This is a genomic window from Afipia broomeae ATCC 49717 (assembly GCF_000314675.2).
Taxonomy (GTDB): Bacteria; Pseudomonadota; Alphaproteobacteria; order Rhizobiales; family Xanthobacteraceae; genus Afipia; species Afipia broomeae.
Genome location: NZ_KB375284.1, coordinates 795,234 through 818,824, shown reverse-complemented (window position 1 = coordinate 818,824; position 23,591 = coordinate 795,234). Strand labels below are relative to the sequence as shown.

General features: G+C 62.3%; 24 protein-coding genes and 1 tRNA gene. 10 read left to right on the top strand and 15 right to left on the bottom strand.

Annotated features, from left to right (window positions below):
* Window positions 1-29: 29 nt before the first annotated feature.
* Together HMPREF9695_RS23560 and HMPREF9695_RS23555 are read right to left on the bottom strand one after the other, a co-directional pair.
* A complete protein-coding gene (locus HMPREF9695_RS23560) occupies window positions 30-407 on the bottom strand; it encodes a YkvA family protein (protein ID WP_006023427.1) in 378 nt (125 codons plus the stop codon).
* A 190-nt stretch (window positions 408-597) separates the two neighbouring features.
* Entirely contained in the window at window positions 598-888 is a 291-nt protein-coding gene (locus tag HMPREF9695_RS23555) for a 4a-hydroxytetrahydrobiopterin dehydratase (RefSeq protein WP_006023426.1), read from the bottom strand.
* A gap of 193 nt (window positions 889-1,081) precedes the next feature.
* On the opposite strand from HMPREF9695_RS23555, the gene HMPREF9695_RS23550 reads away from it, so the two are divergent.
* Window positions 1,082-2,497, top strand: a complete 1,416-nt coding sequence (locus tag HMPREF9695_RS23550; RefSeq protein ID WP_006023425.1) for a TAXI family TRAP transporter solute-binding subunit — start codon at window positions 1,082-1,084, stop codon at window positions 2,495-2,497.
* 6 nt (window positions 2,498-2,503) lie between these two features.
* Here the strand turns inward: HMPREF9695_RS23550 and HMPREF9695_RS23545 are convergent, their stop codons facing one another.
* Window positions 2,504-2,923, bottom strand: coding sequence for a response regulator (locus HMPREF9695_RS23545; RefSeq protein WP_006023424.1), 420 nt, complete (start codon window positions 2,921-2,923; stop codon window positions 2,504-2,506).
* A 175-nt stretch (window positions 2,924-3,098) separates the two neighbouring features.
* Here HMPREF9695_RS23545 and HMPREF9695_RS23540 point away from each other — a divergent pair, with 175 nt between their 5' ends.
* The 3 genes from HMPREF9695_RS23540 (at window position 3,099) to HMPREF9695_RS23530 (ending at window position 7,490) form a co-directional block, all read left to right on the top strand.
* Window positions 3,099-3,851, top strand: coding sequence for a Crp/Fnr family transcriptional regulator (locus HMPREF9695_RS23540; RefSeq protein ID WP_006023423.1), 753 nt, complete (start codon window positions 3,099-3,101; stop codon window positions 3,849-3,851).
* Between the two features lie 442 nt (window positions 3,852-4,293).
* On the top strand, window positions 4,294-6,117 hold the full coding sequence (gene typA / locus HMPREF9695_RS23535; protein WP_006023422.1) for a translational GTPase TypA: 1,824 nt from the start codon (window positions 4,294-4,296) through the stop codon (window positions 6,115-6,117).
* Window positions 6,118-6,248: 131 nt separating this feature from the next.
* Window positions 6,249-7,490, top strand: a complete 1,242-nt coding sequence (locus HMPREF9695_RS23530; protein WP_006023421.1) for a flavin monoamine oxidase family protein — start codon at window positions 6,249-6,251, stop codon at window positions 7,488-7,490.
* Window positions 7,491-7,507: 17 nt separating this feature from the next.
* On the opposite strand, the gene HMPREF9695_RS23525 is transcribed toward HMPREF9695_RS23530, so the two are convergent.
* Entirely contained in the window at window positions 7,508-8,434 is a 927-nt protein-coding gene (locus HMPREF9695_RS23525) for an alpha/beta hydrolase family protein (RefSeq protein WP_006023420.1), read from the bottom strand.
* A 168-nt stretch (window positions 8,435-8,602) separates the two neighbouring features.
* On the opposite strand from HMPREF9695_RS23525, the gene HMPREF9695_RS23520 reads away from it, so the two are divergent.
* The 4 genes from HMPREF9695_RS23520 (at window position 8,603) to HMPREF9695_RS23505 (ending at window position 11,780) form a co-directional block, all read left to right on the top strand.
* Complete coding sequence (locus HMPREF9695_RS23520) at window positions 8,603-9,112, top strand: GNAT family N-acetyltransferase (RefSeq protein WP_041713123.1); 510 nt, start codon at window positions 8,603-8,605, stop codon at window positions 9,110-9,112.
* Window positions 9,113-9,232: 120 nt separating this feature from the next.
* A complete protein-coding gene (gene ppa / locus HMPREF9695_RS23515) occupies window positions 9,233-9,763 on the top strand; it encodes an inorganic diphosphatase (RefSeq protein ID WP_006023418.1) in 531 nt (176 codons plus the stop codon).
* A gap of 187 nt (window positions 9,764-9,950) precedes the next feature.
* Window positions 9,951-11,435, top strand: a complete 1,485-nt coding sequence (locus HMPREF9695_RS23510) for a M20 family peptidase (protein ID WP_006023417.1) — start codon at window positions 9,951-9,953, stop codon at window positions 11,433-11,435.
* A 132-nt stretch (window positions 11,436-11,567) separates the two neighbouring features.
* Window positions 11,568-11,780 (top strand): hypothetical protein, encoded by a 213-nt coding sequence (locus tag HMPREF9695_RS23505; protein ID WP_006023416.1) that lies wholly within the window; start codon window positions 11,568-11,570, stop codon window positions 11,778-11,780.
* A gap of 40 nt (window positions 11,781-11,820) precedes the next feature.
* Here HMPREF9695_RS23505 and folD read toward each other — a convergent pair whose 3' ends face one another.
* Genes folD through HMPREF9695_RS23490 form a run of 3 tightly spaced genes read right to left on the bottom strand, consistent with a single transcriptional unit; the run spans window position 11,821 to window position 13,372 of the window.
* Entirely contained in the window at window positions 11,821-12,705 is an 885-nt protein-coding gene (folD, locus tag HMPREF9695_RS23500) for a bifunctional methylenetetrahydrofolate dehydrogenase/methenyltetrahydrofolate cyclohydrolase FolD (protein ID WP_006023415.1), read from the bottom strand.
* 12 nt (window positions 12,706-12,717) lie between these two features.
* Window positions 12,718-13,041, bottom strand: coding sequence for a DUF167 domain-containing protein (locus HMPREF9695_RS23495; RefSeq protein WP_006023414.1), 324 nt, complete (start codon window positions 13,039-13,041; stop codon window positions 12,718-12,720).
* Between the two features lie 40 nt (window positions 13,042-13,081).
* A complete protein-coding gene (locus tag HMPREF9695_RS23490; RefSeq protein ID WP_006023413.1) occupies window positions 13,082-13,372 on the bottom strand; it encodes a YggT family protein in 291 nt (96 codons plus the stop codon).
* A gap of 243 nt (window positions 13,373-13,615) precedes the next feature.
* Between HMPREF9695_RS23490 and HMPREF9695_RS23485 the strand changes: the two genes are divergently transcribed.
* Both HMPREF9695_RS23485 and HMPREF9695_RS23480 read left to right on the top strand, forming a co-directional pair.
* A tRNA-Ala gene (locus HMPREF9695_RS23485) sits at window positions 13,616-13,691 on the top strand.
* A gap of 140 nt (window positions 13,692-13,831) precedes the next feature.
* Window positions 13,832-15,055, top strand: a complete 1,224-nt coding sequence (locus tag HMPREF9695_RS23480; RefSeq protein ID WP_006023412.1) for a bifunctional alpha/beta hydrolase/OsmC family protein — start codon at window positions 13,832-13,834, stop codon at window positions 15,053-15,055.
* A gap of 185 nt (window positions 15,056-15,240) precedes the next feature.
* Here HMPREF9695_RS23480 and HMPREF9695_RS23475 read toward each other — a convergent pair whose 3' ends face one another.
* The 8 genes from HMPREF9695_RS23475 to HMPREF9695_RS23440 form a co-directional block, all read right to left on the bottom strand.
* A complete protein-coding gene (locus tag HMPREF9695_RS23475; protein ID WP_006023411.1) occupies window positions 15,241-15,750 on the bottom strand; it encodes a nuclear transport factor 2 family protein in 510 nt (169 codons plus the stop codon).
* A 1-nt stretch (window position 15,751) separates the two neighbouring features.
* Window positions 15,752-16,540: a glutamine amidotransferase gene (locus HMPREF9695_RS23470; RefSeq protein ID WP_006023410.1), complete on the bottom strand. Its 789-nt coding sequence runs from the start codon at window positions 16,538-16,540 to the stop codon at window positions 15,752-15,754.
* Between the two features lie 132 nt (window positions 16,541-16,672).
* Window positions 16,673-17,449, bottom strand: a complete 777-nt coding sequence (locus HMPREF9695_RS23465) for an SDR family NAD(P)-dependent oxidoreductase (RefSeq protein WP_006023409.1) — start codon at window positions 17,447-17,449, stop codon at window positions 16,673-16,675.
* Window positions 17,450-17,519: 70 nt separating this feature from the next.
* Complete coding sequence (locus tag HMPREF9695_RS23460) at window positions 17,520-17,999, bottom strand: tellurite resistance TerB family protein (RefSeq protein WP_006023408.1); 480 nt, start codon at window positions 17,997-17,999, stop codon at window positions 17,520-17,522.
* A 232-nt stretch (window positions 18,000-18,231) separates the two neighbouring features.
* The gene (locus tag HMPREF9695_RS23455) at window positions 18,232-19,641 is read right to left on the bottom strand and encodes an adenylate/guanylate cyclase domain-containing protein (RefSeq protein ID WP_006023407.1); all 1,410 of its coding nucleotides are present in this window, start codon (window positions 19,639-19,641) and stop codon (window positions 18,232-18,234) included.
* A gap of 90 nt (window positions 19,642-19,731) precedes the next feature.
* Entirely contained in the window at window positions 19,732-21,594 is a 1,863-nt protein-coding gene (locus HMPREF9695_RS23450) for a TRAP transporter large permease (RefSeq protein WP_006023406.1), read from the bottom strand.
* Window positions 21,591-22,259, bottom strand: coding sequence for a TRAP transporter small permease subunit (locus HMPREF9695_RS23445; RefSeq protein ID WP_006023405.1), 669 nt, complete (start codon window positions 22,257-22,259; stop codon window positions 21,591-21,593). The genes HMPREF9695_RS23450 and HMPREF9695_RS23445 overlap by 4 nt, the downstream gene beginning before the upstream one ends.
* A 110-nt stretch (window positions 22,260-22,369) precedes the next feature.
* Window positions 22,370-23,518, bottom strand: a complete 1,149-nt coding sequence (locus tag HMPREF9695_RS23440; RefSeq protein ID WP_006023404.1) for a TRAP transporter substrate-binding protein — start codon at window positions 23,516-23,518, stop codon at window positions 22,370-22,372.
* Window positions 23,519-23,591 lie beyond the last annotated feature (73 nt).

Here is a 23,591-nt window from a genome sequence, read left to right as displayed (position 1 = left end):
AAGCCCGGCAATGACGTCTCGCGATTAAATCACGCTTCTTGGTTTTCCAGCCCGCGCGCCATCGCCTTGCGCGCGGCCTCGCGGTGCTCCGGCGTGATGTGGCTCGCCACCATCCGGATCGTCGTCGCCAGCACCGCGGCATCGTCGGTAAAACCGAGCACCGGCAGCATGTCGGGCACGAAGTCGAACGGCAGCACGAAATACGCGATCGCGCCCAGCAGCGCGACCTGCACATGGCGCGGCGTCTCGCGGTCGAACGCGCAGTAATAGGCGGCGAGCAAATCCTCGGCGAACGGCAATTTGGTCGCAACGCGCTTGAGCTTGAGCCAGAAATTCCGGCGCACGCGCTCGGGATCTTTCGCGAGCTTTTCAGCCCGTTCAAAATGCGCCGTGTCGTCGGAGATCATGGTCAGTTCCTCACGGTTGCGCTCTGCAACCCGCACGCATCACATAAGAACCGCATACGCCCCTGCAAGACGTCATTGCGAGGGGCCCTTGCGACGAAGCGATCCAGCTTTCTTGCCCGTAGCCGTGGATTGCTTCGCGGAGTTTATCATCGGGCCGGCGAAGCCGGACCCGTTGGCCCGCAATGACGGCTCAGCCCGCAATCCTGTCCATCGCTTCCGCGAGCGCGATGTCGCGCGCGGTCACGCCGCCCGCATCGTGGGTCGAGAGCACGACCTCAACGGTCTTGTAGACATTGCGCCATTCCGGATGGTGGTCGCTTTTTTCGGCCACCAGCGCGGCGCGGGTCATGAACCCGAAAGCCTCGTTGAAATCCCTGAATGTGAACGTCTTCGCAATGGCGTCGCGCCCGGAGACATCCGACCAGCCCTTGAGCTTCACAAGCGCAGCCCGCCGCGCCTCTGCCGATAGCCGTTCAACCATGCGATCCTCCCCATTTCCGAATATTACGGTTCCTTAAGCACCCGCCTCGGCCTACCCAACGTATACCCGCAACAATGGGTCCGCCGGTCACGGAAAAGCCGCTCTCGGGCCGCTAACCATGCCGAACATGGAACCTGCGGACAGGCCCGCAGTCTGATATAATGGCGGCAGACGCCTGGAGGCGCGGTAACCCATGGGCTTCAGCGACATGTTTACCCGATCGATGGCTATGGAGGCACCCCGGTCGCCGGGCTCCACGCCGCCCCGGCCGCACAAGATGAAGGCCATGCTGATCGTGGTCGCTGCGGTGCTTGCTATCGTGGCCGCTGTCGGCGGAGCGACCTACTGGCTCAATCGCCCCATTCATCTGCGGATCGCCGTGGGGCCTCCGTACAGCGATGACGTCAAGGTCATCCAGTCGCTCTCACAGATCTTCGCGCGGGACCGGAAATATATCCGGCTGCGCCCGATCATCACCGACGGCACGTCCTCGAGTGCGGCGAGCCTGAACGCGGGCACGACCGACCTCGCCGTCATTCGCGGCGATATCGAGCTGCCGAAAGATGCGCAGGCGATCGCCAGCATCCGGAAGAACTTCGCGGTGTTGTGGGCGCTGAACGGAAGCAGCAAGAAGGGCGCCATCAAGAAGATCGAGCAGCTTGCCGGCAAGCGCATCGGCGTGATCGGCCGCACCCAGGCCAATGTCAATCTGCTGAAGGTGATACTGACGCAATCCGGCGTCGACCCCGAGAAGGTCCAGGTGGTGCAGTTCACCACGACAGGTTTTGCCGACGCGATCAAGAATGAAAAGATCGATGCGTTTCTCGCCGTCGGCCCGCTGAACAGCAAGATCACCGCCGACGCCATCGCCGCCACGACGAAGGGTGGCAAGGAGCCCACCTTCCTGTCGGTGGAAACGGCGGATGCAATTGCGCAGAAGTATCCGGTCTATGAGTCGGGCGAAATTCCTGCCGGATCGTTCGGCACAAAGCCCGCGCGGCCCGACGACAAGATCGATACCATCACGTTCGCGCATCACATCGTGGCGCGGAAATCCCTGTCGGAAGCCACGGCCGGCGCGCTGACTCGCCAGTTGTTCTCGGTCCGCCAGACCATCCAGGGTGAGTTCCCGCAGACGGCGAAACTCGAAACGCCCGACACCGACAAGGACGCCGCGATTCCCGCGCATCCCGGCGCAGCAGCCTATGTCGACGGCGAAGAAAAAACCTTCCTCGACAGATACAGCGATTACATCTGGGGCAGCCTGATGGCGTTGTCCGCGCTGGGCTCCGCCGGCGCGTGGTTCGCGAGCTACTGGCGCAAGGACGAGCGCGTCACCAATTCCAACCTGCGCGAGCGGTTGCTGGAAATGCTGACGACGGCGCGCAAGACCACGTCGATCGACGAGCTTGATAGCATGCAGGCCGAAGCCGACGAGATCATGCGCGAGACCCTGCACTGTTTCGAGGACGGCGCGATCGAGGAAGGATCGCTGACGGCGTTCAGCATCGCGCTCGAGCAATTCCACAACGCAGTGGCGGACCGCAAGACGTTCCTGCTCGACATGGCGTCAAACACTGCGCCGCCGGTGCGCAGCCACGTGGCCTGAACGGCGCTACACCGGGTCGCGCCACCTGCGCAATATCGCCAGCAAATCTTCGCGCAGATATGGCTTTCTGAGCACCGGATAATGCTTGAACATCGGCGGCATGCTGGCGGGTCCGGAATATCCCGTGACGAATGCCAACGGAATCATCTGCCGTTTAAGCTGTTCTGCGACGACAAAACTCTTTTCTCGATTCAATCCGACATCGAGCAGCGCAAAATCCGGCGCACGTTCGGCAATCAGCTTCAGCGCACCGGCGACGTCGCGCGCGGTCCGCACCGACGCCACGCCAAAGCCGGTGATGGTTTCAGCGGAGTCCATTGCGATCAGCGGATCGTCTTCGACCAGCAGAACATCCCTTGGCAGATCGGATTTTGGCAGATCAGCAGGACTTGCAGCCGCCGGCCCGGGTGGGTCGATCGAGTTCATGAGTCACGTCCGAGGATGGGTTGAGATACGTCCGCTGGGACCCCGGTCATGGCGCTCGAAAGCCGTCATTCCTGTTCCCGGATGGAACCGAACACATAATCACCCGTTACGTCTGTGCACTTTTGAACACAAGCGCGCCGGAACCTGCGCTACGGTGACGCTCGGCGAGGGGACCATGACACGACAACTGGCAGCGGTCAGCGACGGCCGCCCATTCAACAATCTGCTCCGTCGGTTGAGCGCCGGAGATTTCGCGCTCATCGAACCATTCCTGGAATCTGCGGACGCCAAGGCGGACGACCTGCTCTACAATCCGGGCGACGACGTCCAGATCGTGCACTTTCCGTGCGGGCCGAGCCTCGTGTCGTTCCTCGTGGCGAACGAGGACGGCCGCGATGTTGAGACCATTCTGGTCGGACGCGAGGGTGCGGTCGGCGGCATTGTCAGCCTGGGCTATCTGCCGGCCTACACGCGCATCACGGTCAAAGTCGCCGGCCCCTTCGTCCGGCTGCGCGTCGCAAAGCTCGATGCCGCCAAGACCCAATCCCCAACGCTGCGTTATCTTTTCGCGCGCTACGCCGACTGCATGCTGGCGCAGATCTTTCAGTCCACCGCCTGCAATGCGATCCATTCGATCGAGCAGCGTACGGCGAAGTGGATCCTGTCGGCGCGGGAGCGGACCGGCGAGGACCTTGTTCCCCTCACCCACGAGCAGTTATCGACCATGCTCGGTGTGGGACGAAGCTACACCAGCCGCGTCATCCAGGCCTTCAAGGCGGAAGGCATTCTGGAAACCCGCCGCGGCGCCATCCTGATCCGCAACCCGGACGCCCTGGCGGCCCGGTCATGTCTTTGCAACGACGCCGTCAAAGCTCATTTCGACGAAGTTCTGCGCGGGGTCTATCCGGACGAGACGAAGGCGACGTGACCGATCGATCGAGCCCCGTCATCGCTCTGTAACAATGCTGGATAGGGCCGATGCGGCCCTTTGGGGCATCAACCTTGACCCCAAAATGGCCCGATAAAATGCCGTTCGGGCCGTTGTTTTTCGGCGAATTCTGACTATATTGCGCCGCAATGAGTGCCCGTGTGCCCGGTTCTTTTGAACCGGGCACCGCGTTTTTTGGGCGGGTGGTTCGATTCTGACATTTGCATCCCGTTCCCTCGACTCTCTTGCAAATGTCAGAATCAAAGAACCACCGGCAAAAATAACATGCTCGTGGAGCTTTGGATTTGACATTCGCCGAACGAACCCGCCGCACGACGGGTCGCGAATGTCAAATCCGCACCACGAGCGCGCACGACGACATCGGACCTGCACTCAGCCGCCTTTGCGGCGCCGCGCCCCATAGCTGGAAGACTTAAGACACATGAATTTGCGAAACATCGCCATCATCGCCCACGTCGACCACGGCAAGACCACGCTCGTCGACAAGCTGCTCCAGCAATCCGGCACCTACCGCGAGAACCAGCGGCAGGTCGAGCGCGCGATGGATAGCAACGATATCGAACGCGAACGCGGCATCACCATTCTGGCCAAGTGCACTTCGGTCGAGTGGGAAGACACCCGCATCAACATCGTCGACACGCCGGGCCACGCCGACTTCGGCGGTGAGGTCGAGCGCATCCTGTCGATGGTCGACGGCGTGATCGTTCTCGTCGACGCCGCCGAAGGCCCGATGCCGCAGACCAAGTTCGTGGTCGGCAAGGCGCTCAAGCTCGGCCTCAAGCCGATCGTCGCGATCAACAAGGTGGACCGCCCCGACGCGCGCGTCACCGAAGTCGTCAACGAAGTGTTCGACCTGTTTGCTGCACTGGATGCCACCGACGAACAGCTCGACTTCCCGATCCTGTACGGCTCCGGCAAGAACGGCTGGATGGGCAACAGCGAGACCGAGAACGACAAGGGCATGAAGCCGCTGTTCGATCTCGTCATCAAGCATGTCGCGCCGCCGGTGGTGGAAGAAGGTCCGTTCCGCCTGCTCGGCACCATCCTCGAAGCCAACCCCTATCTCGGCCGCATCATCACCGGCCGCGTCGCCTCCGGTTCGGTGAAGCCGAACCAGTCGGTGAAGGTGCTGTCGCGTGACGGCAAGGTCGTTGAAACCGGCCGCATCACCAAGATCCTTGCGTTCCGCGGTCTCGAGCGCCAGCCGGTCGAACTCGCCGAAGCCGGCGACATCGTCGCCATCGCAGGCCTCACCAAGGGCACCGTCGCCGATACGTTCTGCGATCCCACGGTCGAGACACCGATCCAGGCGCAGCCGATCGATCCGCCGACCGTGTCGATGTCGTTCATCGTCAACAACTCGCCGCTCGCCGGAACCGAAGGCGACAAGGTCACCAGCCGCCTGATCCGCGACCGTTTGCTGCGCGAAGCCGAAGGCAACGTCGCGCTGCGCGTGGTCGAAGCCGCCGACAAGGATTCGATGGAAGTCTCGGGCCGCGGCGAATTGCAGCTCGCGATCCTGATCGAGAACATGCGCCGCGAAGGCTTTGAACTCTCCGTGTCGCGTCCGCGCGTCGTGCTGACCAAGAACGAGGACGGCCAGATTCTGGAGCCTGTCGAGGAAGTCGTCATCGACGTCGACGAGGAATTCTCCGGCGTGGTCGTTCAGAAGATGAGCGAACGCAAGGCCGAGATGATCGAGATGCGCCCGTCCGGCGGCAACCGCCTGCGTCTGGTGTTCTACGCGCCGACCCGCGGCCTGATCGGCTATCAGGGTGAACTGATGACCGACACGCGCGGCACGGCGATCATGAACCGCCTGTTCCACGACTACCTGCCGTACAAGGGCGAAATCCAGGGCCGCCGCAATGGCGTGCTGATCTCCAACGAGCAGGGCGAAGCCGTTGCCTACGCGATGTTCAAGCTGGAAGACCGCGGCCCGATGATGATCGAGCCGGGCTGGCGCGTTTACCGCGGCATGATCGTCGGCGAGCACACCCGCGAGAACGATCTCGAGATCAATGTGCTCAAGGGCAAGCAGCTCACCAACATCCGCACCACCTCGAAGGACGAAGCGGTGCGCCTGACGCCGCCGATCCGCATGACGCTGGAAAAGGCACTGGCCTATATCGAGGACGACGAGCTGGTCGAAATCACGCCGAAGTCGATCCGCCTGCGCAAGCGCCATCTCGATCCGAACGAGCGCAAGCGCGCCGAGAAGTCCAAGGAAGCGCTGGTCGGCTAAGACGGCCCGCCTCTTTCCAAATCTTGATGATGCCCGGCCTTGTGCCGGGCATTGTCGTCTTATAGGTCGGTTAGACTGAAGTCATGAATGGCCGGGACAGGCCCGCCAGAAATACCGGACCCGGGTCTCGAATGCCCCTTCCCTCCGACATCGATGTTGCGATCATCGGCGCCGGTGCGGCCGGCCTTGCTGCCGCGCGCACGCTGGAAAATTCGGGGCTGTCCGTTCTCGTTCTCGAAGCGCGCGAGCGCATCGGCGGCCGCAGCCAGACCGTGATCCTGCCCGGCGACATCGTGTTCGATGTCGGCTGCGAGTGGCTGCATTCCGCCGACAAGAATCCGTTCGTGGCGATCGCGCGCGATCTCGGCTTCGAGATCAACGAGACGCGTCCGCGCTGGCGCGAGCAGAGTCTCAACGCCGGCTTTCCGCCGCAGGCCCGCGAGGAATTCCTCGCGGCGATGGACGCCTTCGATGCCCGTGTCAGCGCGGCGTCCGATCTGCCGGACGATACGCCAGCCAGCAAATGGCTCGAACCCGGCAATCCCTGGAACGCGCAGATCAATGCGATCAGCACCTACATCAACGGCACCGAGCTCGATCGCGTCTCGACCTATGACTTCGATGCGTATGAAGACACCGGCATCAACTGGCGGGTGCGGCGCGGCTATGGCGCGCTGATCGCGGCCTATGGCGCGCCGTGCCCGGTGGCGCTGAATACGAAGGTGACGCTGATCGATCATTCCGGTGCGCGGATCCGGATCGAGACCTCGCAGGGAACGATCTCCGCACGCAAGGTGATCGTCACCGCACCGACCGACCTGATCGCCAATGAATCGATCCGCTTTCATCCCCCGCTGCCTGACAAGGTGAGCGCTGCAGCCGGCCTGCCGCTCGGCCTCGCGGACAAGGTGATGCTGGCGCTGGACGATCCTGAATCGCTGCCGAGCGACGGGCATCTCTATGGCGCGCTCGATCGTGTCGGCACCGGCAGCTATCACCTGCGCCCGATGGGCCAGCCCTGCATCTCGGGATTTTTCGGCGGCGCGTTCGCACGCGGACTTGAGGATGCCGGAAGCGGCGCGCTCGCGGCGCAGGCCATCGATGAGCTCGTCATGCTGCTGGGATCGGACTATCGCCGCAAGCTGAGGCCGCTCGCGGAAACCCGCTGGGCGCACGATCCGTTCGCGCTCGGATCGTATTCCCACGCGCTCCCCGGACATGCCGATGACCGCGCCGTACTCGCCGCCCCGGTCGATGACCGGCTGTTCTTTGCGGGCGAAGCGACCTCGCCGAACTTCTTCACCACCGCCCACGGCGCGCAGGAGACCGGCGTGCGGGCGGCGGGGGAGGTGTTGGGCAGGAGCGCGGCTTAACGCGTCGCGACGTCGCGTTATTTTTTCTTCGCACTCACGCCCTGCACGACAGGCCCCGGCAAATTCAGACCCGCGGCATTGGCGAGAATCGATTCCATCATCCCCTCCTCCCCCGCTTCCGCGAGCCAGTGGCCTTCCTTGCCGAACGGCGGCAGGACCTGAAAATCCACCTTGCCGTCGCCGGCTTCGATGAAGGCATCGGCCATTTTTTTTGAGAACTCCGGCGGAAAATACGAATCGTTTTCCGCCACCAGCCATGTCACCGGCACTTTGGCGTCCTCGCCGAATTCCTTCGCTGCGGCGATGAGTTTCTCCGGCGCGCAGATGTTGTTCGCGCGATCATCCTTGCGGCCGCCGCGCCCCGGCGCGAACACGACGATCGATGAAATGCTTTTCGGACTCTGATCCGCCAGCGCCAGCGCGCCCCAGCCTCCCGCCGAATGCCCGACGATCACCGATGCGTCCTTGCGGATGAATGCCTGCGTGCGCATGAAATTGAGCGCGGCTGTGATCGCTTCGGCTGTCGAGCGCGCGGACATCGCATATTCGGCGTTGTCGCAGCCTTCCTGGTCTTCGAGATAGGGGCCGCCGGTCTTGCCGTGACCGAGCCGCTGCGGCACCAGCACGGCAAAGCCGCGCGCCACCAGCGCCGCGGCCAGCGCCGGATATTCCGGCTGCGGCATCTGCGCACGCGCCAGCCGGTTTTGCGTCGAGGCATGGGCGATCACGGCGAGACGAAACGGGCCTTTGCCGGCGGGGCGAAACAGAACCGCTCGCGAAGGTGTGATCTGGTCCTGCGTCGGCACCAGCCATTCCTGACGCCGATTCGGCGCTGCTTCGCCGCCTCGCGCGCTCAACTGATTCTCGCCCCAGACGGGTGTTTGCGGCAAAAGACCAACCGCAAGAAGCAGGGTGGCCACCTTGAACAATGCGTTTTTTGTCATCTGCGGCGATCATTGCCCGTCGCCGACAGCCAAGCCAAGCGGTTTACCGCATCATCCTGTCCTCTTTCGGTACAACCCGGCCTTGGACCTGATGCAAAAAGCTCACATATTAACCGATAATTAACGATGGACCTTGAAGGCGGGGCCGCGAGTTGCTTTGATTGCACCATGAGCACGATCCTTATCGAAGTCCGGCCAGCCAAGGCCTCCGATGCGTCAGCAGTCGCTGCGACGCACGATGAGGCGTGGCGCGCGGCCTACCAGGGAATTATCCCCGGTGCCGAACTCGAAAAGCTGATCAACCGCCGCGGCCCGCAATGGTGGGATTCCGCGATCCGAAAGGGCAGCCGCGTCAGCGTGTTGTCGTTCGGCGACAAGGTCGCGGGCTACGCCAATTACGGCCGCAACCGCGCCCGCAGCCTGCATTTCGAAGGCGAAATCTACGAGCTTTACCTGCGCCCGGAATTCCAGGGCCTTGGCTTCGGCCGCCGCCTGTTCACCGCCGCCAAGCGCGATCTGATCCAGAGCGGGCTGAAAAGCATGGTGATCTGGGCGCTTTCGGACAACGAGCCGGCGGTCGAATTCTACCGCACCCTCGGTGGCCGCATGGTCGCGCGTTCGTCGGAGCGATTCGGCGGCAAGTCGCTCGACAAGGTCGCGTTTGCCTGGACTGCGTAATTCGCGTCCCGACGTCCTGAGACCAGTCCTTTTATCCTTTTGGCTAGTCTTTTCGGGCTTCCAGCCCCGCTCCCGATTGGCTAACCAGCGAATTCGACCGAATCCAACCCAAGGCCTGTCATGCGTATCGACGCGATTTCCCTCGGAAAAAATCCACCCCACGAAGTGAACGTCATCATCGAAGTGCCGGTCGGCGGCGAGCCGATCAAGTATGAGATGGACAAGGAGGCCGGCACGCTGGTGGTCGACCGCTTCCTCTACACGGCGATGCGCTATCCGGGGAATTACGGCTTCATCCCGCACACCCTCTCCGACGACGGCGACCCCTGCGACGTGCTGGTCGCCAACACCCGCGCCATCGTGCCGGGTGCCGTGATCGCGGTGCGCCCGGTCGGCGTGCTGTTCATGGAAGATGAGGCCGGCGGCGACGAGAAGATCATCGCAGTGCCGACGTCGAAGCTGACCCAGCGCTACGACAAGGTGCAGAACTACAGCGATCTGCCTGACATCACCCTGCAACAAATCCAGCATTTCTTTGAACACTACAAGGATCTCGAACCCAACAAGTGGGTCAAGGTGCTGCGCTGGGGCAATGCGGACGACGCCCGCAAGCTGATCGTCGAAGGCATCGAGCGCGCCAAGAAGAAGTAAGCGCGCCAGTGTCCCGTATCCGACGTTCGCTTCAATCTGCAGCGCTTTCCGAGCGAACGTCGGATACGAAAGGACACTGGAAAACTATGATTCTAGTGATCCTTTGGTTCTGACATTCGTAAAAGTGCCCGCAAAGATTGTGGTACGAATGTCAGAACCGGATCACTAGCAGCGGGGGATTCAAACGATGCGCCGTGCAATCAGAATCCTCCGCAACATCATTCTCCTCCTGATCGCGGCCGTCGTCATTCTCGCAGCCGTTCTGGTTGCGAACGCCTGGCGAAAATCCTCGCAGCAGATCGCGGTCAGTCCGGTTGAGCCCGTCACCATCGACGAGCAGGCAGCGGCGCAGCGGCTCGGAGCGGCGGTCCGGCTGCAGACCATCGCCAGCGTCACCGATGCCGATCAAAGCGCGGACGCTTTCCGCGCGCTGCATGACCTGATCGCCGCAAGTTTTCCGGCGTTTCATGCCGCCGCCAAACGCGAGATCGTCGCCAATTACAGCCTGCTCTACACATGGGAGGGCAGCGATCCGAAGGCCGCGCCGATCGCGCTGCTGGCGCATCAGGACGTGGTGCCGATCGCGCCGGGCACCGAAGGCGACTGGCAGGTGCCGCCGTTCAGCGGCGAGGTGAAAGACGGCTTCATCTGGGGCCGCGGCTCTTGGGATGACAAGGGCAATCTGTTTTCGATGCTAGAAGCCGCCGAGCAGCTTGCGAAGGAAAACTTCCGCCCGAAGCGAACGGTCTATCTCGCGTTCGGACATGACGAGGAAGTCTCCGGCAAGCGCGGCGCAATGGCGATGTCGAAGCTGCTGCAATCGCGCGGCGTGCGTCTCGATTTCGTTTTCGATGAAGGCCTGCTGATCACAGAGGGAATTCTCAAGGGCGTCGCCAAGCCGGTCGCGCTGATCGGCGTCGCCGAAAAGGGTTACGTCACACTCGACCTGTCCACCACCGCAACGCCGGGCCATTCGTCATTGCCGCCGCGCGACACCGCCATCGGCAAGCTGAGCGCGGCGCTGACACGGCTGGAGAAGAAACCGTTTCCTGCCTCCGTCAGCGGCGTGATGCGCGAGACCTTGCAAACCGCCGCACCCGAAATGGATTTCGGCAGCCGCGTCGCGCTGTCGAATCTGTGGCTGCTCGAGCCGCTCGTGCGCCGTCAGATGGAGAAGACCGCGCAGACCGCGGCCGCGATCCGCACCACCACGGCGATCACGATCTTCAATGCCGGCAACAAGGAAAACGTACTGCCGGGCCGCGCCGAGGCCACGGTGAATTTCCGGCTGCTGCCGGGCGAGACCGAGGAGAGCGTGATCGCCTACGTCAAATCGATCGTCGCAGACGATCGCGTCAAGGTGACACCGAAGCCCGGCAACACCAACCCGCCGCCGGTCACATCCACCGCCAGCCCGAGCTATCAGGCCGTGAACCGGACGATCCGCGAAATCTTTCCTGATGTTCTTGTGGTGCCGGGCCTGATGGTCGCGGCGACGGATTCGCGCAACTATCTCGACGTCACCGACAGCATCTTCCGGTTCTCGCCGGTGCGCGCGACAGCGGAGGACCTGAAGCGTTTTCATGGCACCGACGAGCGGCTCAGCGTGAAGAATTACGCCGACATGATCCGGTTCTACCGGCGGCTGATGCAGAACACCGCGAGTCCATAGCCCTCCCGCTGACCGGGTATTTTGGAATCCGGCGCCCGGCACGCGTTGACGCCGCGGGCGGTTCGGATAGTTTACCCTGATACCGCTGAGGAGTTGCTTCGCATCATCCCATCCAAGCCCGGGGGAAATACCGTGAAGAATAGCCTGCGAGCGATTGTTGCTGCCGCCGTCATCGCCAGTCTGGGTTCAACGCACGTGCTTGCACTGAACTCCATGAGCGGAATGCCGCGCGAGCCTATCTCGAAGGCCGGCATGTGTGCCAAGGCGAACCATGGCGTCCACATTCCCTATCGCGGCTGGCGGACGAAAAATCGCCTCGGCTTTCTCACATGCATGTGGTGGTAGCTTGCTTTCGCAAGCTTATCGCAGATAACGGCGAACTCGCTTACACGCTCGGCGGCTTGAGACCCTTGATCGCGCTGGCGGCGCGCAGCGTGTTCACCAGCAGACACGCCACCGTCATCTGGCCGACACCGCCCGGCACCGGCGTGATCGCGCCGGCAACACCGAGCACTTCCTGATAGGCGACGTCGCCGACCAGCTTGTTCTTGCCGTCCGCGCCCGGAATGCGGTTGATCCCGACATCGATCACCGTTGCGCCCGGCTTGATCCAGTTGCCCTTGACCATCTCCGGCTGTCCGACCGCGGCGAGCACCAGATCGGCGCGCTTGCAGATATCGGCGAGATCGCGCGTGCGCGAATGCGCGATGGTCACCGTGGCGTTTTCGTTGAGCAATAATTGCACCAGCGGACGGCCCACCAGATTCGAGCGCCCGATGATGACGGCGTTCATGCCTTGCAGCGACGCATGAACCGTTTTGGCGAGAATGATGCAGCCGAGCGGCGTGCACGGCGTCAGCGCGGGCAAACCGTTGGCCAGCCGCCCGGCATTGATCGGGTGCAGGCCGTCGACATCCTTCGCCGGATCGATGGCGTTAATCACCGTCTGCGTATCGAGGCCTTTCGGCAGCGGAAGCTGCACCAGAATGCCGTGAACAGCCGGGTCTGCGTTGAGCTTCGCGATCAGCGCCAGCAGATCCTTCTGCGGCGTATCCGCCGGCAGCTTGTGTTCGAACGACGCCATGCCCGCGGCCTCGGTCTGCTTGGCCTTGTTGCGGACATAGACCTCGGAGGCGGGATCATTGCCGACCAGAACCACGGCCAGTCCCGGTGTGAGGCCATGATCGCGTTTGACGCGCCCTACTTCGTCCGCAACACGGGCGCGCAGGTCTGCGGCGATGACTTTTCCGTCGATAATCTTGGCCGGCATCGGTGTCTTTCGTCAGGAGTCGGTTGTCTTCGTCAGAACCTGCAGGGCATCGCCCAGCTTTTTCGGATCGCCATCCACCGCGACCTGCTTGAGACGCGAGGTCACACCGGACAGCACACGCACATGGCTTTTCGGCACATGAAGCGCCTTGGCGAGCAGTTCGGTCACTGCGCGATTGGCTTCGCCGCCCTCGGCGATGGCGCGCACCCGGACTTTCACAACGCTGCGGCCATTGGCCAGTGTTTCAACGCCGTCGATCGCGTCCAGTCCGCCGCGCGGGGTGACGCGCAATGAGATGCTGACGCCTTGAACCGAGAAACGCCAGGGGAGAGTCAAGGAAGGCTCATGCGAGAGATGGAACGGGGACGCCTCGCGGTCAGATCACGTTCGGGTAGATGTAGTAGGAAATCACGCGCTGGATGAACATGATGATGAGAATGACGATGATCGGCGAAATATCGAGACCGCCGAAATTCGGCATAATGTTCCGGATCGGCCGCAGCACCGGCTCGGTGATCTTGTAGAGGAACTCCGCCACCGACGCGACGAACTGGTTGCGGGTGTTCACGACGTTGAAAGCGATCAGCCATGACAGGATGGCCGAGGCGATCAGCAGCCAGACGTACAGGTCCAAAACGATGATGACGATGTCGAGAATGGCGCGCATGGCGTTGCTGGTGTCCCGTATCCGGCGTTTGCTTCATTCCGCAGCGCCTTCCGGGCAAACGTCGGATACGGCGCGCTGGAAATGACCTCCGCCTCAATACCGGTTCGCGGCGGCGCAAACAAGGGAGGTTTCCGGCCCAAAGCCCGTGAAAACAGCGCTTTTCGCCGTTCTTGACTTGGCCATGATCGGGATTGTAAATGGCCGCTCTTGTCCGCCGCCGCCGTCACCGGCCCGGCCGATCAAGGGGCCATAGCTCAGCTGGGAGAGCGCGTCGTTCGCAATGACGAGGTCGGCGGTTCGATCCCGCCTGGCTCCACCAACATTCCCAAGCCGTTATTCCAAAGCTGCCGCCTCAAACCTGCTGTCCCAAACCTGCTGCCCAAACCTGCTGCCCAATGGGTTAGACTACGCCTCAGATGAAGCGTGTCCCCGATAACACGCGCAACGAATGGGGCCGACATGAAAACCGAAAAATTTCAGTTTCCGGGCTCGGACGGGCAGTTGCTGGCCGCTTCCCTCGATCTGCCGGACGGCGTGCCGGTCGCCTATGCCCTGTTCGCGCATTGCTTCACCTGCGGCCAGAACGTGCTGGCGGCCAAGCGGATCGCCGAAGGGCTGGCGAAGCACGCCATCGCCACGCTCAGATTCGATTTCACCGGGATCGGCGCCAGCGAGGGCGAATTCGCCAATACGACGTTTTCGTCGAACATCGGCGATCTGGTGCTGGCCGCGGACCATCTGCGCAAGACCCGGCAAGCGCCATCGATCCTGATCGGGCACAGCCTCGGCGGCGCGGCCATTCTGGCCGCCACGTCGATGATCCCCGAGGCGAAATGCGTCGCCACCGTTGCCGCGCCATCGGACCCTTCGCATGTCACGCACTGGTTCAAGGATCAGATTCCGGAGATCCGCGAAAAGGGCGAGATCGAAGTTTCGCTGGCGGGCCGGCCGTTCCGCATCAAGCGCGAGTTTCTCGATGATATCGCCGAGCACAAGCTCACAGAGACCGTCTCGAAACTTCACAAGCCGCTGCTGATCTTCCATTCGCCCACCGACGACACCGTCGGCATCAACAACGCGACCCATCTGTTTGTCGCGGCGAAACATCCCAAGAGTTTCATTTCGCTCCCCGGCGCGGATCATCTGCTGTCGCAGAAGCGCGATGCGGTCTATGTCGCGGACATGATCGCGGCCTGGGCGACGCGCTATCTCGACGCCGCCGCCCCGGCGGAGGCGGCCTCTGCAAATCCTCCCGCAGGCGTCGTCGTGGTCAGCGAAACCGGCGCAGGCAAGCTTCAGAATGTGATTGCGGCCGGCAGGCACCGCGTGCTCGCGGACGAGCCTCTGGATGTGGGCGGCATGGACAGCGGCCCCGGCCCTTACGACTTCCTGCTCGGGGCTCTTGGCGCCTGCACATCGATGACGATGCGGCTCTATGCCGAGCGGAAATCGATTCCGCTTACGCGCACCACCGTGACACTGAAGCACAGCCGCATCCACGCCCAGGACTGCGAGGAGTGCGAAACCAAGGAAGGCATGATCAGCAAGATCGACCGGACCATTGCGATGGAAGGCAATCTCGACGCCGAGCAGCGCAAGAAGCTGATGGAAATCGCGGACAAGTGTCCGGTGCACCGGACGCTGACGTCCGAGATCAAGATCGTGACAAGCGCGGTGGAGTAAAGCCACGTCACATCGATCTATATCGAGGTAACCCCCACCCCGGCGCTATGCGCCGAAGGGGGAGTGAGAAAAAGACACTCTGCGTCGACAGCGTGCACCATCCCTCCCTTCGATGGGGAGGGTGGCTGACCTTGGGTCAGCCGGGTGGGGTAACTGCTGAGCTGTAATGAACCAAGCGTGAGGAGCTATTTCGACGGCACCTTGGCGCGCCGCGACCGCGACAGGTAATCGACGGTTTCCGGCCGGTCCCTGAGCCAGCCGGACCAGCGCTTGAGGATTTTCACCATCCGCTCCGGCTCGACGCCGAGCTGGGCCATCGCGACGCCGCCGTTCACCGACTCGCGGTATTCCGCGATCAAGCCGTCGCGCACAATGAACCGGCTCATGCCGTCGATCACCACGAACTGGCCGGCGAACTGCGGCACGGTTGAGGTGAAACTCGACAGCGACCACGCGTAGCCCATGTCGCCGTGACAGACCGGATCGAACATTTCCCAGCGATAGTCGTCGCCTGCATCGCGGTGGAACAGATGCTCCATCATGTGTGCGATCTCGGCGCGGCCTTTGTGCGCGCCGTAAATGTAGTCGTGGTAGACGGCGTCTTCGGTGAAATGCGCGGCGAAACGAGCGCCGTCGCCGGACTCCGCAGACAGCGTGAAATCGTTCAGCAGCCGCGCGAAGCTGTCGTGATCCATGTCACTCGGCCGCGAGCGACGCGATCGGCGATTGCACAGGCGGCGGGCGGTGCAGCCAGCCATCCAGGAAGGCCGTCAGCCACGCACGCTCCGCAAGATCGTGAACCATACGGCCGGTGAAATGCTCGGTGCGCGACTGCGCTCCCGGAAGCGACATGCGATCGTGTCCGCGCGTGGTCCAGCGATGCAGCATCGCGTGGGTCACGTCGGGATGAAACTGAATGCCGAAGCATCGCCCGGTGCGATAAGCCTGCACCGGAAAATCATCGCCCTCGGCCAGCAGCTCTGTTCCTGCGGGAAGCTCGAAGCCTTCACGGTGCCATTGATAGACATGATCGGGCCAGTGCGAGCAGATCTTCCGGCCAGCGGCGGTCGGACGGATCGGATAATAGCCGACCTCGGCCCGGCCTTCGGGATGTGGCGCGACCTTGGCGCCAAGATGCTTGGCGAGAATCTGCGCGCCCAGGCAAATTCCGAGATACGGACGCTTCTCTTTGAGCGGCACCGCGAGCCAGTCGATCTCGCGGCGGATGAAATCCTCGTTGTCGTTGGCGCTCATCGGCCCGCCGAACATGATCGCGCCGGCGTAGTGATCGAGAGTTTCGGGCAAGGCATCGCCGAACACCGGGCGGCGGACGTCAAGGGGATGGCCCATCGCGCGCAGCGCGTTGCCGACCCGTCCGGGAGTGGACATCGGCCCGTGCAGAATGATGAGCACCGGAAGCGCCGTGAACCGGCCGCACGTTGTCAGGCCGAAACCGCTTGGTCGATCATCATCAAGCCGCAGCATCGATTCGTCTTTTCAATCCCCGGCGGAGGACAAGCGTCTCTATTGAACGCCGAAATTGAAAATATTGTGTTGCCGCGGCCCCGTCGAGCCGGGATTTCGCGGATGTGCCCTGCGCAGGGGATTTGGGGTGGATCAGCGCTTCTGCTGCACCCGCGCGACCGAGGCCAGCACCAGGCTGCGAGGCGCGAAACGGAGCATGAACGGGATCATCCGGACCCCGACGCCCGGAAGCACCAGCCGCTTGTTCGACATCAGCCCGCGATAGCCGGCCCGCGCCACCGCCGCGGCGGAAACGTTCAGGACCGCCGAATCCAGTCCCGGCTTGAAACCGGCCACACCCTGAAATTCGGTCGGCACGGTGCCCGGACACAATGCCGTGACCCGGACGCCCTTCGGGCCCAGCTCGCCGCGCATCGCCTCGGTGAACGACAGGACGTAGGCCTTGGTGGCGTAATAGACCGCCATTCGCGGGCCGGGCAGGAATGAGGCGATCGAGGCGACGTTGAGAATGCCGCCGCGATGACGAACGAGGCTGTCAGCGAAGCGCAGCGTCAGGTCGGTCAGAACGCGGACATTCAGATCGACCATTGCAAGCTGCTGCTCGCGGTCGAGATCGAGGGCTTCGCCGAACAAACCGTAACCGGCATTGTTGACGACGGTGTCGACCTCGACATCCATCGCCTTCAACTGCGACGCGATCTGCTCGCAGGCCCCCGTCACGCAAAGATCGCTAGTGATGAGGGCCGGCCGCGGATGTCCGGCGGCAGCGATCTCGTCCGCGAGAAGCTTGAGACGATCGTCGCGGCGCGCGACCAGTACGGTGTCATGGCCATTTGACGCAAAGATGCGCGCCAACTCTGCGCCGATGCCCGACGAGGCACCCGTGATCAACGTGACGCGTTTGGTCATGAATGCATTTCAGTTGTCTTGAGTTTCAACAAGGAAAGAGTGCGAAGAAAAATCGTGCGGAGAAAAAATTCTATGTCGCTTCGTCGGGCGTAAGCCGGCTGTCGGCGACACGATGCTTGAGATTAAGACGGTCACGCTGGGAAATGCCGAGCAGGTCGGCGGCGCGCCAGACAATATTGTCCTCGAATTCGGTAACGTGGCCATCGGCAAAGACAAGCTCCCACATCATCTCGATGATGCGAAGCCGGCCTTCCTCGTTGACCGAACGCATGATGATGCTGGTGAAGTGATAGAGGTCAACCGCCTCCCCTTCGACCAGGGTTGCATCGGCGATCAGCTTGTCGGCCGTTCCGGGATCGAGATCGAAACGGTATTCGAGCAGCGCATGAAGCTTCCGCTTCTCGGTCTCCGATGGTTCGCCATCAAGGGAGATGACGTGGATCAGAAGCGCGGTCGCCGCCAGACGGTAGTCATTATCGGCGAAGGTGCGATTCTCATGGCCGGCGGGGGAAACGACGTCCGAAATGAAGTGGCGTAATTTGTCGAGCATCAATCTCTGCTATCGAAACGGGACCTGATCAAAGCATGATCCCGAAAAAGCCGGACCGGTTTTCAGATGAGATCATGCCCGAATGAAACTTTAAGGCACAAAATCGTCAGGTTCTATGGCCTGAAAATGAAACTCTGGCAATCTTGGCCGGGTTCCCGGGCGGCGCTCACCGCGAATTGCCCGCAAAAGGTGGGGACTTGCGCGGAAACGGGCGGGTTACGACACAGAGCTGTCATGGAATCTCGTAAATCACCACTTTGTCGGCGATTCCGCGCAGTTCGACGCTCTTTTCCGCCGGGGTAAGTCCCGCCTTGCCGAGCAGCTCCATGACCGCGGCCGATTTTACCACCGGGCCGGTGGCGTTGATCGCCCGCTCGGTCGCCTGACCCTGCACCCGTGCCGCGATATTGACGGTCTGGCCGAAATAATCCTGGCGATCGTTCAGCATCACCGCCAGACACGCGCCTTCGTGGATGCCGATCTTGACCAGCAGATCCTTGGTCCCGCGCTGTTCGTTCAGCTCATCCATGGCCTTGCGCATGCGGATGCCGGCCGCGACCGCCTGCTCGGGGCGGACGAAGGTCGCCATCACCGCATCGCCGATGGTTTTCACCACGGCACCTCCCTCGGACGCAATGATCTCGAGCAGCGCGCGGAAATGCGCGCGCACCAGATCGAACGCTGCCAGATCGCCGACCCGCTCATAGAGCGCGGTCGAACCCTTGAGATCGGTGAACAGGAACGTCAGCGACGTGATCTTGAGACGCTGGTCGATGCTGAGATTGTCCGCCTTGTAGAGATCGCGGAAGGTCTGGTTCGCCAGGATTCGTTTCGCGGTAACGATCGGCTTGCGCTTGCCGAGCAGATCATGAAGCGCTTCGCCTGCGACCCACACCGAAGGCAGTACGCGGTTCCTGGACTGGTTTTCCAGCGTCAGCCGCAACGGCCCCGGACGCATCTCCACGGTCCCGGTCGGCGCGTGCACACCGTCGAATGTCAGCGATGCATTCTGCTTGTCCTTTGTCGGCTCGCCCTTGACGTCGAGGAACAGCGCCGAATGGGTCACCGGCTCGAACACGATCACGAACTCCGCCGGCAACTGCAGCGACAGCACGGCCTTTTCGCCCGGCGCGAGTTCGACCGCTTCCAGCGTGGCCTCGTTCACAAGACGGCCGAACGAATCCTCGTTGATGTCGATCCCCGAACTCCAGAAAATCTGCCGCCAGTAATCCCAGCTCGGCAGCGTGTGCGGATCGTGCGCCGCGATCCGGCGCACCCGCGGGCTGACCGTGAATGCGACCTCGACCTGATCGTCGATCGACGCCTGATAGCCAGCGGCGCACAGACCGCAATGATAGTCCTCGGGCTGAAGCTGCTTGAGGGTGTCATGCGCGCCGAGCACACCGCTGCATCCGGGGCACAGCACGTTCCAGGTCAGATCGAAGATGCCGATCTGCGAGGCGTGGAGGAACCCTGAGATCACCTTTTCTTCGGCAAGGCCTGTTCTGGCGGCGAATTCGATCAGATTGATCCGGTTCAGCTCATGATCGGCGCCGGTCTCGACCAGCGTCTGGATCGCATCCGCCACCTTCGGATCGGCGGTCTGCTTCAGGGTCGCGTACAGAGAATTGAAGTCGGTCATGGCCGCAGTTTACGGCAGATCGGCCGGGTATCCAAGTAATGCCTGCGATGGACTGGCCGGGGACTTGCCCCGGCCGATCACGTTTTCGCGTCAGCTCCCGTAGAGATAGTTCGGCAGCCACAGGGTCAGGCCCGGCCACAGATACATCAGCACCATGCAGATGATGACGATCAGCATGTATGGCATCATGCCGCCGAAGATCTGGTTGAGCGTCACATGCGATGGCGCGACGCCCTTCAGATAGAACGCCGACATCGCCACCGGCGGCGACAGGAACGCCGCCTGCAGGTTCACGAACACCAGCACGCCCCAGAGGATCGGATCGATCCCGAAGTGCTTCAGCATCGGCAGGAAGATGGGCACGAAGATCACGATGATCTCGGTCCATTCCAGCGGCCAGCCGAGGATGAAGATGATGGCCTGCGACAGGATCATGAACTGAACCGGTGTCAGATTCAGCGACAGAACCCAGCTCTCGAGCAGCGCCTGACCGCCGAGGATCGCGAACACCGCCGAGAACAGCGCCGAGCCGACGAACAGCCAGCACACCATCGATGTGGTTTTCGCGGTCAGGAACACCGCTTCCTTGGTGCGCTTCCAGTCGAGCGTGCGCGCCTGGAACGCGAGCAGGAACGCGCCCGCCGCACCCACCGCCGCGGATTCCGTCGCCGTGGTGATGCCGAGCAGAATCACGGCGAGCACCACCGCGGTCAGAATGCCGAGCGGCATCACCGACGAGATCAGCAGCCGCAAAACCTCGAACTGCTCCGCGCCCATGGTCCAGTAGTAGTAGAGCAGGATCAGACCCATGATGCCGCAAGTGAACGCGAAGTACGTGTAGAACGCCTGCGGCGGTCCGGCTTCCGCGGGCGCGGCAGTGCCCTGGCCGCGCAGTTCGGCATTGCCCATTTCCTGAAGGGTTTCCGGCTCGCTCTTCCGCTCGTCCGAAGACGCGCCGCCGAGTTCCTGCAACTTTTCCTCCGCCGGCTCTGCGGTGGACGGCGCCGACGAACCAAGCTGCTGACTGATCGCCGCCGATGGCGCGGGCGTATCCGGCTGCTGATGAATCACGACGTACCACCATGCGGCCCACAGCGTCGCCGCCGTGAGCACCAGCGGCACCAGCACGTAGCCGAGATTCCTGAGCAGCATGCCGTAACTGACGCGCACGCCATCCGCCGTAATGGCCATCGCCCTTGCCGGGGACACGGCAGCGGTCAGCAGCGCCGGCAACATCTTGTGCGAGTAGGATTTTTGCAGCTCGCTGATCCAGGGCCGGACCGGAACGCGCGTTTCCGCCTCCGGCAGCTTCGGCGCGATTTTCGGATTCAGCAGCGCCCAGCCGATGATGTAGACGAGATACAGGAACGCCAGGAAGAAGCCGGGAAACATCGCCGCGGCATAGAGCTTGACCACCGACTGGCCCGCGACCGCGGCATAGACGATGATCATGACCGACGGCGGAATCAGAATGCCGAGCGTGCCGCCCGCCGTGATAACGCCGGACGCAAGCTTCACATCGTAACCGGCCTTCAGCATCGGATTGAAGGCGATGACGCCCATCAGCACCACGACCGCACCGACCAGACCCGAGGCAATGCCCCAGAACGTGCAGACGATCAGCGTCGCCACCGCGAGCGAGGCAGGCACGCGGCGGAACGCGAGCTGGATCGAGTAGAACATCTTGTCCACCAGCGCGCCGCGCTCCATCACGTAACCCATGAGGACGAACAGCGGGATGGAGATCAGGACGTCGTTGGTCATCGCGCCGTAGGTGCGCTGGACCATCAGGTCGAAGATATGGTTGTCGGCCCAGGATTCGCCCGCCCGGTGATAGGCGAACAGGCCGAAGAACATGCCGAGGCCCATCAGGGTGAAGGCCGTGGGGAAACCCATGATGATGACGACCACGATCAGGCCGAGCATCAGGAGACCGAGTGCGGGATCGCTCATTTCGACAGGTCTCCGCCCATGCCGCGCTGACGCGCGCTTTCCTCAATGTCCTGCGCCTTCTCGATCGCGATTTTCCGCGACTCCTCGTCGACGTATTCGCTGTTGGCGAGCTGCTCGCCGACGACATCGATTTCGGACACGTCCTTGAGACGGCTCGGCCATTCCCCGGTCTTCAGACAGATCACACAGCGCATGATTTCGGCCGCGCCCTGCAGCAGCAGCAACGCGCCCGCCAGCGGAATCATGAATTTGAACTGCCAGACCGGAGGCCCGTCGGCGGTGACGTTGGAGTGTTCGTTGATGCGCCAGGAGTCGGACGCGTAGTCCCAGCCCGCATAAACCAGCGCCGCGATGCCGGGCAGAAAGAACACGATATAAAGGACGATATCGAGCGATGCCTGCCGGCGCGGCTTCATCGAACTGTAGAGAAAATCGCCGCGGACGTGGCCGTTCTGCGCCAGCGTGTAGGCGCCGGCAATCATGAACAGTGTGCCGTACAGCATGTTCGAGACGTCGAAGATCCACGCCGTCGGCATATTGAGAATGTAGCGCTTGAAAACTTCGGCACAGACAAGAAGCATAAGTCCGACAATCAGCCACGCCGCGGCCTTGCCGGTCCATGTACTGATGCCATCGATTGTATGCAGAACGCGTTGCGCACTCATGGGAGGCCATCACCTGTAATGAAGAAGGTCGGTGCAACAGTGGAAACGATACGAAGCATCATCCGGGGTTGCCATTCCCGGATGATGCCGTACTCGTGCTGATGATGGGGTCAGGTCTTCTTCTTGGCGTTCGGCCCGAAGTAATGGTTGTAAGCCAAACGCCGGCTGACGACCGTGTCCTGCTCCCACTGGGTTGCACGCTTGGCAAACGCCAGCTGGGATTCAACGATTTCCTTGAACAGCGGGTTTTCCGCCGACTTTTTCTCGGCGACCTGATCGAAGATTTCGAGCTGCTTCTGCAAAACCGAATCCGGTGTCTTGTAGAACTTCACCTTGTCCTTCGACTGCATCTCCTCGTAGTCCCTGGAGTAGCGGTCGATCGCCTTCCAGGCCATGTCCTGTCCGGCCGCTTCGGCGGCGTTGTCGAGGATCGCGCGGATCTTCGCCGGCAGCGCGTTGTACTTGTCCTTGTTGAACATGATCTCGAACTGCTCGGCGTTCTGGTGATAGCTCTGCAGCATGCAGACCTTCGAGACGTCCGGGAAGCCGAGCACGCGATCCGACGAGGCGTTGTTGAATTCCGCGGCGTCGAGCAGGCCGCGATCCATCGCGGAGACGATTTCACCGCCGGGCAACGCGTTGACCGCGGCGCCCATGCCTGTGAACACGTCAATCGAGATGCCGACGGTGCGGAACTTGACGCCCTTGAGGTCGTCGGCCTTGGTCACCGGCTTCTTGAACCAGCCGAGCGGCTGCGTCGGCATCGGTCCATACGGGAACGAGACGACGTTGGCGCCGATCGAATTGTAGAGCTTTTCGAGCAGCTGCTTGCCGCCGCCGTACTTGTGCCAGGCGAGCAGCATGTTGGCGTCCATCGCATAGCCCGGACCCGAACCCCACAGCGCCAAGGCGTTCTGCTTGCCGTAGTGATAGGCGAGCACGCCGTGGCCGCCATCGAGCGTGCCCTTGGACACGGCTTCGAGCAACTGGAAGGCCGGAACGACTGCGCCCGCGGGCAGCACTTCAATCTTGAGATCGCCACCGGTCATGTCGTTGACCTTCTTGGCGTAGTCCTGCGCGTATTCGTGGAAGATGTCCTTGGCCGGCCATGTGCTCTGGAAGCGCATGTTGGTTGGCCCGGTCTGCGCGAGAGCGGGCGTCGCAACCGTAGCGGCTGCGCCTGCGGCGGCAACCTTCAGGAAGTTGCGGCGGCTGGAGGTCTTGTCGCTGGAAGTCTTGTCCTTGTGTCGTTTCGTCATGGCGTTCTCCCCTGCTAAGCCCGTTCTTTTTGAACCGGCCTTTTTTGATTGATGGCAAGACAAAGGCTTGCGG

Excerpts from the sequence above, each read along its gene's own strand:
- HMPREF9695_RS23450 (WP_006023406.1), bottom strand. The coding sequence starts at position 21,594 with ATGAGCGATCCCGCACTCGGTCTCCTGATGCTCGGCCTGATCGTGGTC.
- HMPREF9695_RS23460 (WP_006023408.1), bottom strand. The coding sequence starts at position 17,999 with ATGCTCGACAAATTACGCCACTTCATTTCGGACGTCGTTTCCCCCGCC.
- HMPREF9695_RS23480 (WP_006023412.1), top strand. The coding sequence starts at position 13,832 with ATGAAAACCGAAAAATTTCAGTTTCCGGGCTCGGACGGGCAGTTGCTG.
- HMPREF9695_RS23560 (WP_006023427.1), bottom strand. The coding sequence starts at position 407 with ATGATCTCCGACGACACGGCGCATTTTGAACGGGCTGAAAAGCTCGCG.
- HMPREF9695_RS23470 (WP_006023410.1), bottom strand. The coding sequence starts at position 16,540 with ATGCTGCGGCTTGATGATGATCGACCAAGCGGTTTCGGCCTGACAACG.
- HMPREF9695_RS23510 (WP_006023417.1), top strand. The coding sequence starts at position 9,951 with ATGCGCCGTGCAATCAGAATCCTCCGCAACATCATTCTCCTCCTGATC.
- HMPREF9695_RS23455 (WP_006023407.1), bottom strand. The coding sequence starts at position 19,641 with ATGACCGACTTCAATTCTCTGTACGCGACCCTGAAGCAGACCGCCGAT.
- folD (WP_006023415.1), bottom strand. The coding sequence starts at position 12,705 with ATGCCGGCCAAGATTATCGACGGAAAAGTCATCGCCGCAGACCTGCGC.
- HMPREF9695_RS23545 (WP_006023424.1), bottom strand. The coding sequence starts at position 2,923 with ATGAACTCGATCGACCCACCCGGGCCGGCGGCTGCAAGTCCTGCTGAT.
- HMPREF9695_RS23540 (WP_006023423.1), top strand. The coding sequence starts at position 3,099 with ATGACACGACAACTGGCAGCGGTCAGCGACGGCCGCCCATTCAACAAT.
- ppa (WP_006023418.1), top strand. The coding sequence starts at position 9,233 with ATGCGTATCGACGCGATTTCCCTCGGAAAAAATCCACCCCACGAAGTG.
- HMPREF9695_RS23475 (WP_006023411.1), bottom strand. The coding sequence starts at position 15,750 with ATGGATCACGACAGCTTCGCGCGGCTGCTGAACGATTTCACGCTGTCT.
- HMPREF9695_RS23530 (WP_006023421.1), top strand. The coding sequence starts at position 6,249 with ATGCCCCTTCCCTCCGACATCGATGTTGCGATCATCGGCGCCGGTGCG.
- HMPREF9695_RS23520 (WP_041713123.1), top strand. The coding sequence starts at position 8,603 with ATGAGCACGATCCTTATCGAAGTCCGGCCAGCCAAGGCCTCCGATGCG.
- HMPREF9695_RS23550 (WP_006023425.1), top strand. The coding sequence starts at position 1,082 with ATGGGCTTCAGCGACATGTTTACCCGATCGATGGCTATGGAGGCACCC.
- HMPREF9695_RS23555 (WP_006023426.1), bottom strand. The coding sequence starts at position 888 with ATGGTTGAACGGCTATCGGCAGAGGCGCGGCGGGCTGCGCTTGTGAAG.
- HMPREF9695_RS23525 (WP_006023420.1), bottom strand. The coding sequence starts at position 8,434 with ATGACAAAAAACGCATTGTTCAAGGTGGCCACCCTGCTTCTTGCGGTT.
- HMPREF9695_RS23490 (WP_006023413.1), bottom strand. The coding sequence starts at position 13,372 with ATGCGCGCCATTCTCGACATCGTCATCATCGTTTTGGACCTGTACGTC.
- HMPREF9695_RS23465 (WP_006023409.1), bottom strand. The coding sequence starts at position 17,449 with ATGACCAAACGCGTCACGTTGATCACGGGTGCCTCGTCGGGCATCGGC.
- typA (WP_006023422.1), top strand. The coding sequence starts at position 4,294 with ATGAATTTGCGAAACATCGCCATCATCGCCCACGTCGACCACGGCAAG.
- HMPREF9695_RS23445 (WP_006023405.1), bottom strand. The coding sequence starts at position 22,259 with ATGAGTGCGCAACGCGTTCTGCATACAATCGATGGCATCAGTACATGG.
- HMPREF9695_RS23440 (WP_006023404.1), bottom strand. The coding sequence starts at position 23,518 with ATGACGAAACGACACAAGGACAAGACTTCCAGCGACAAGACCTCCAGC.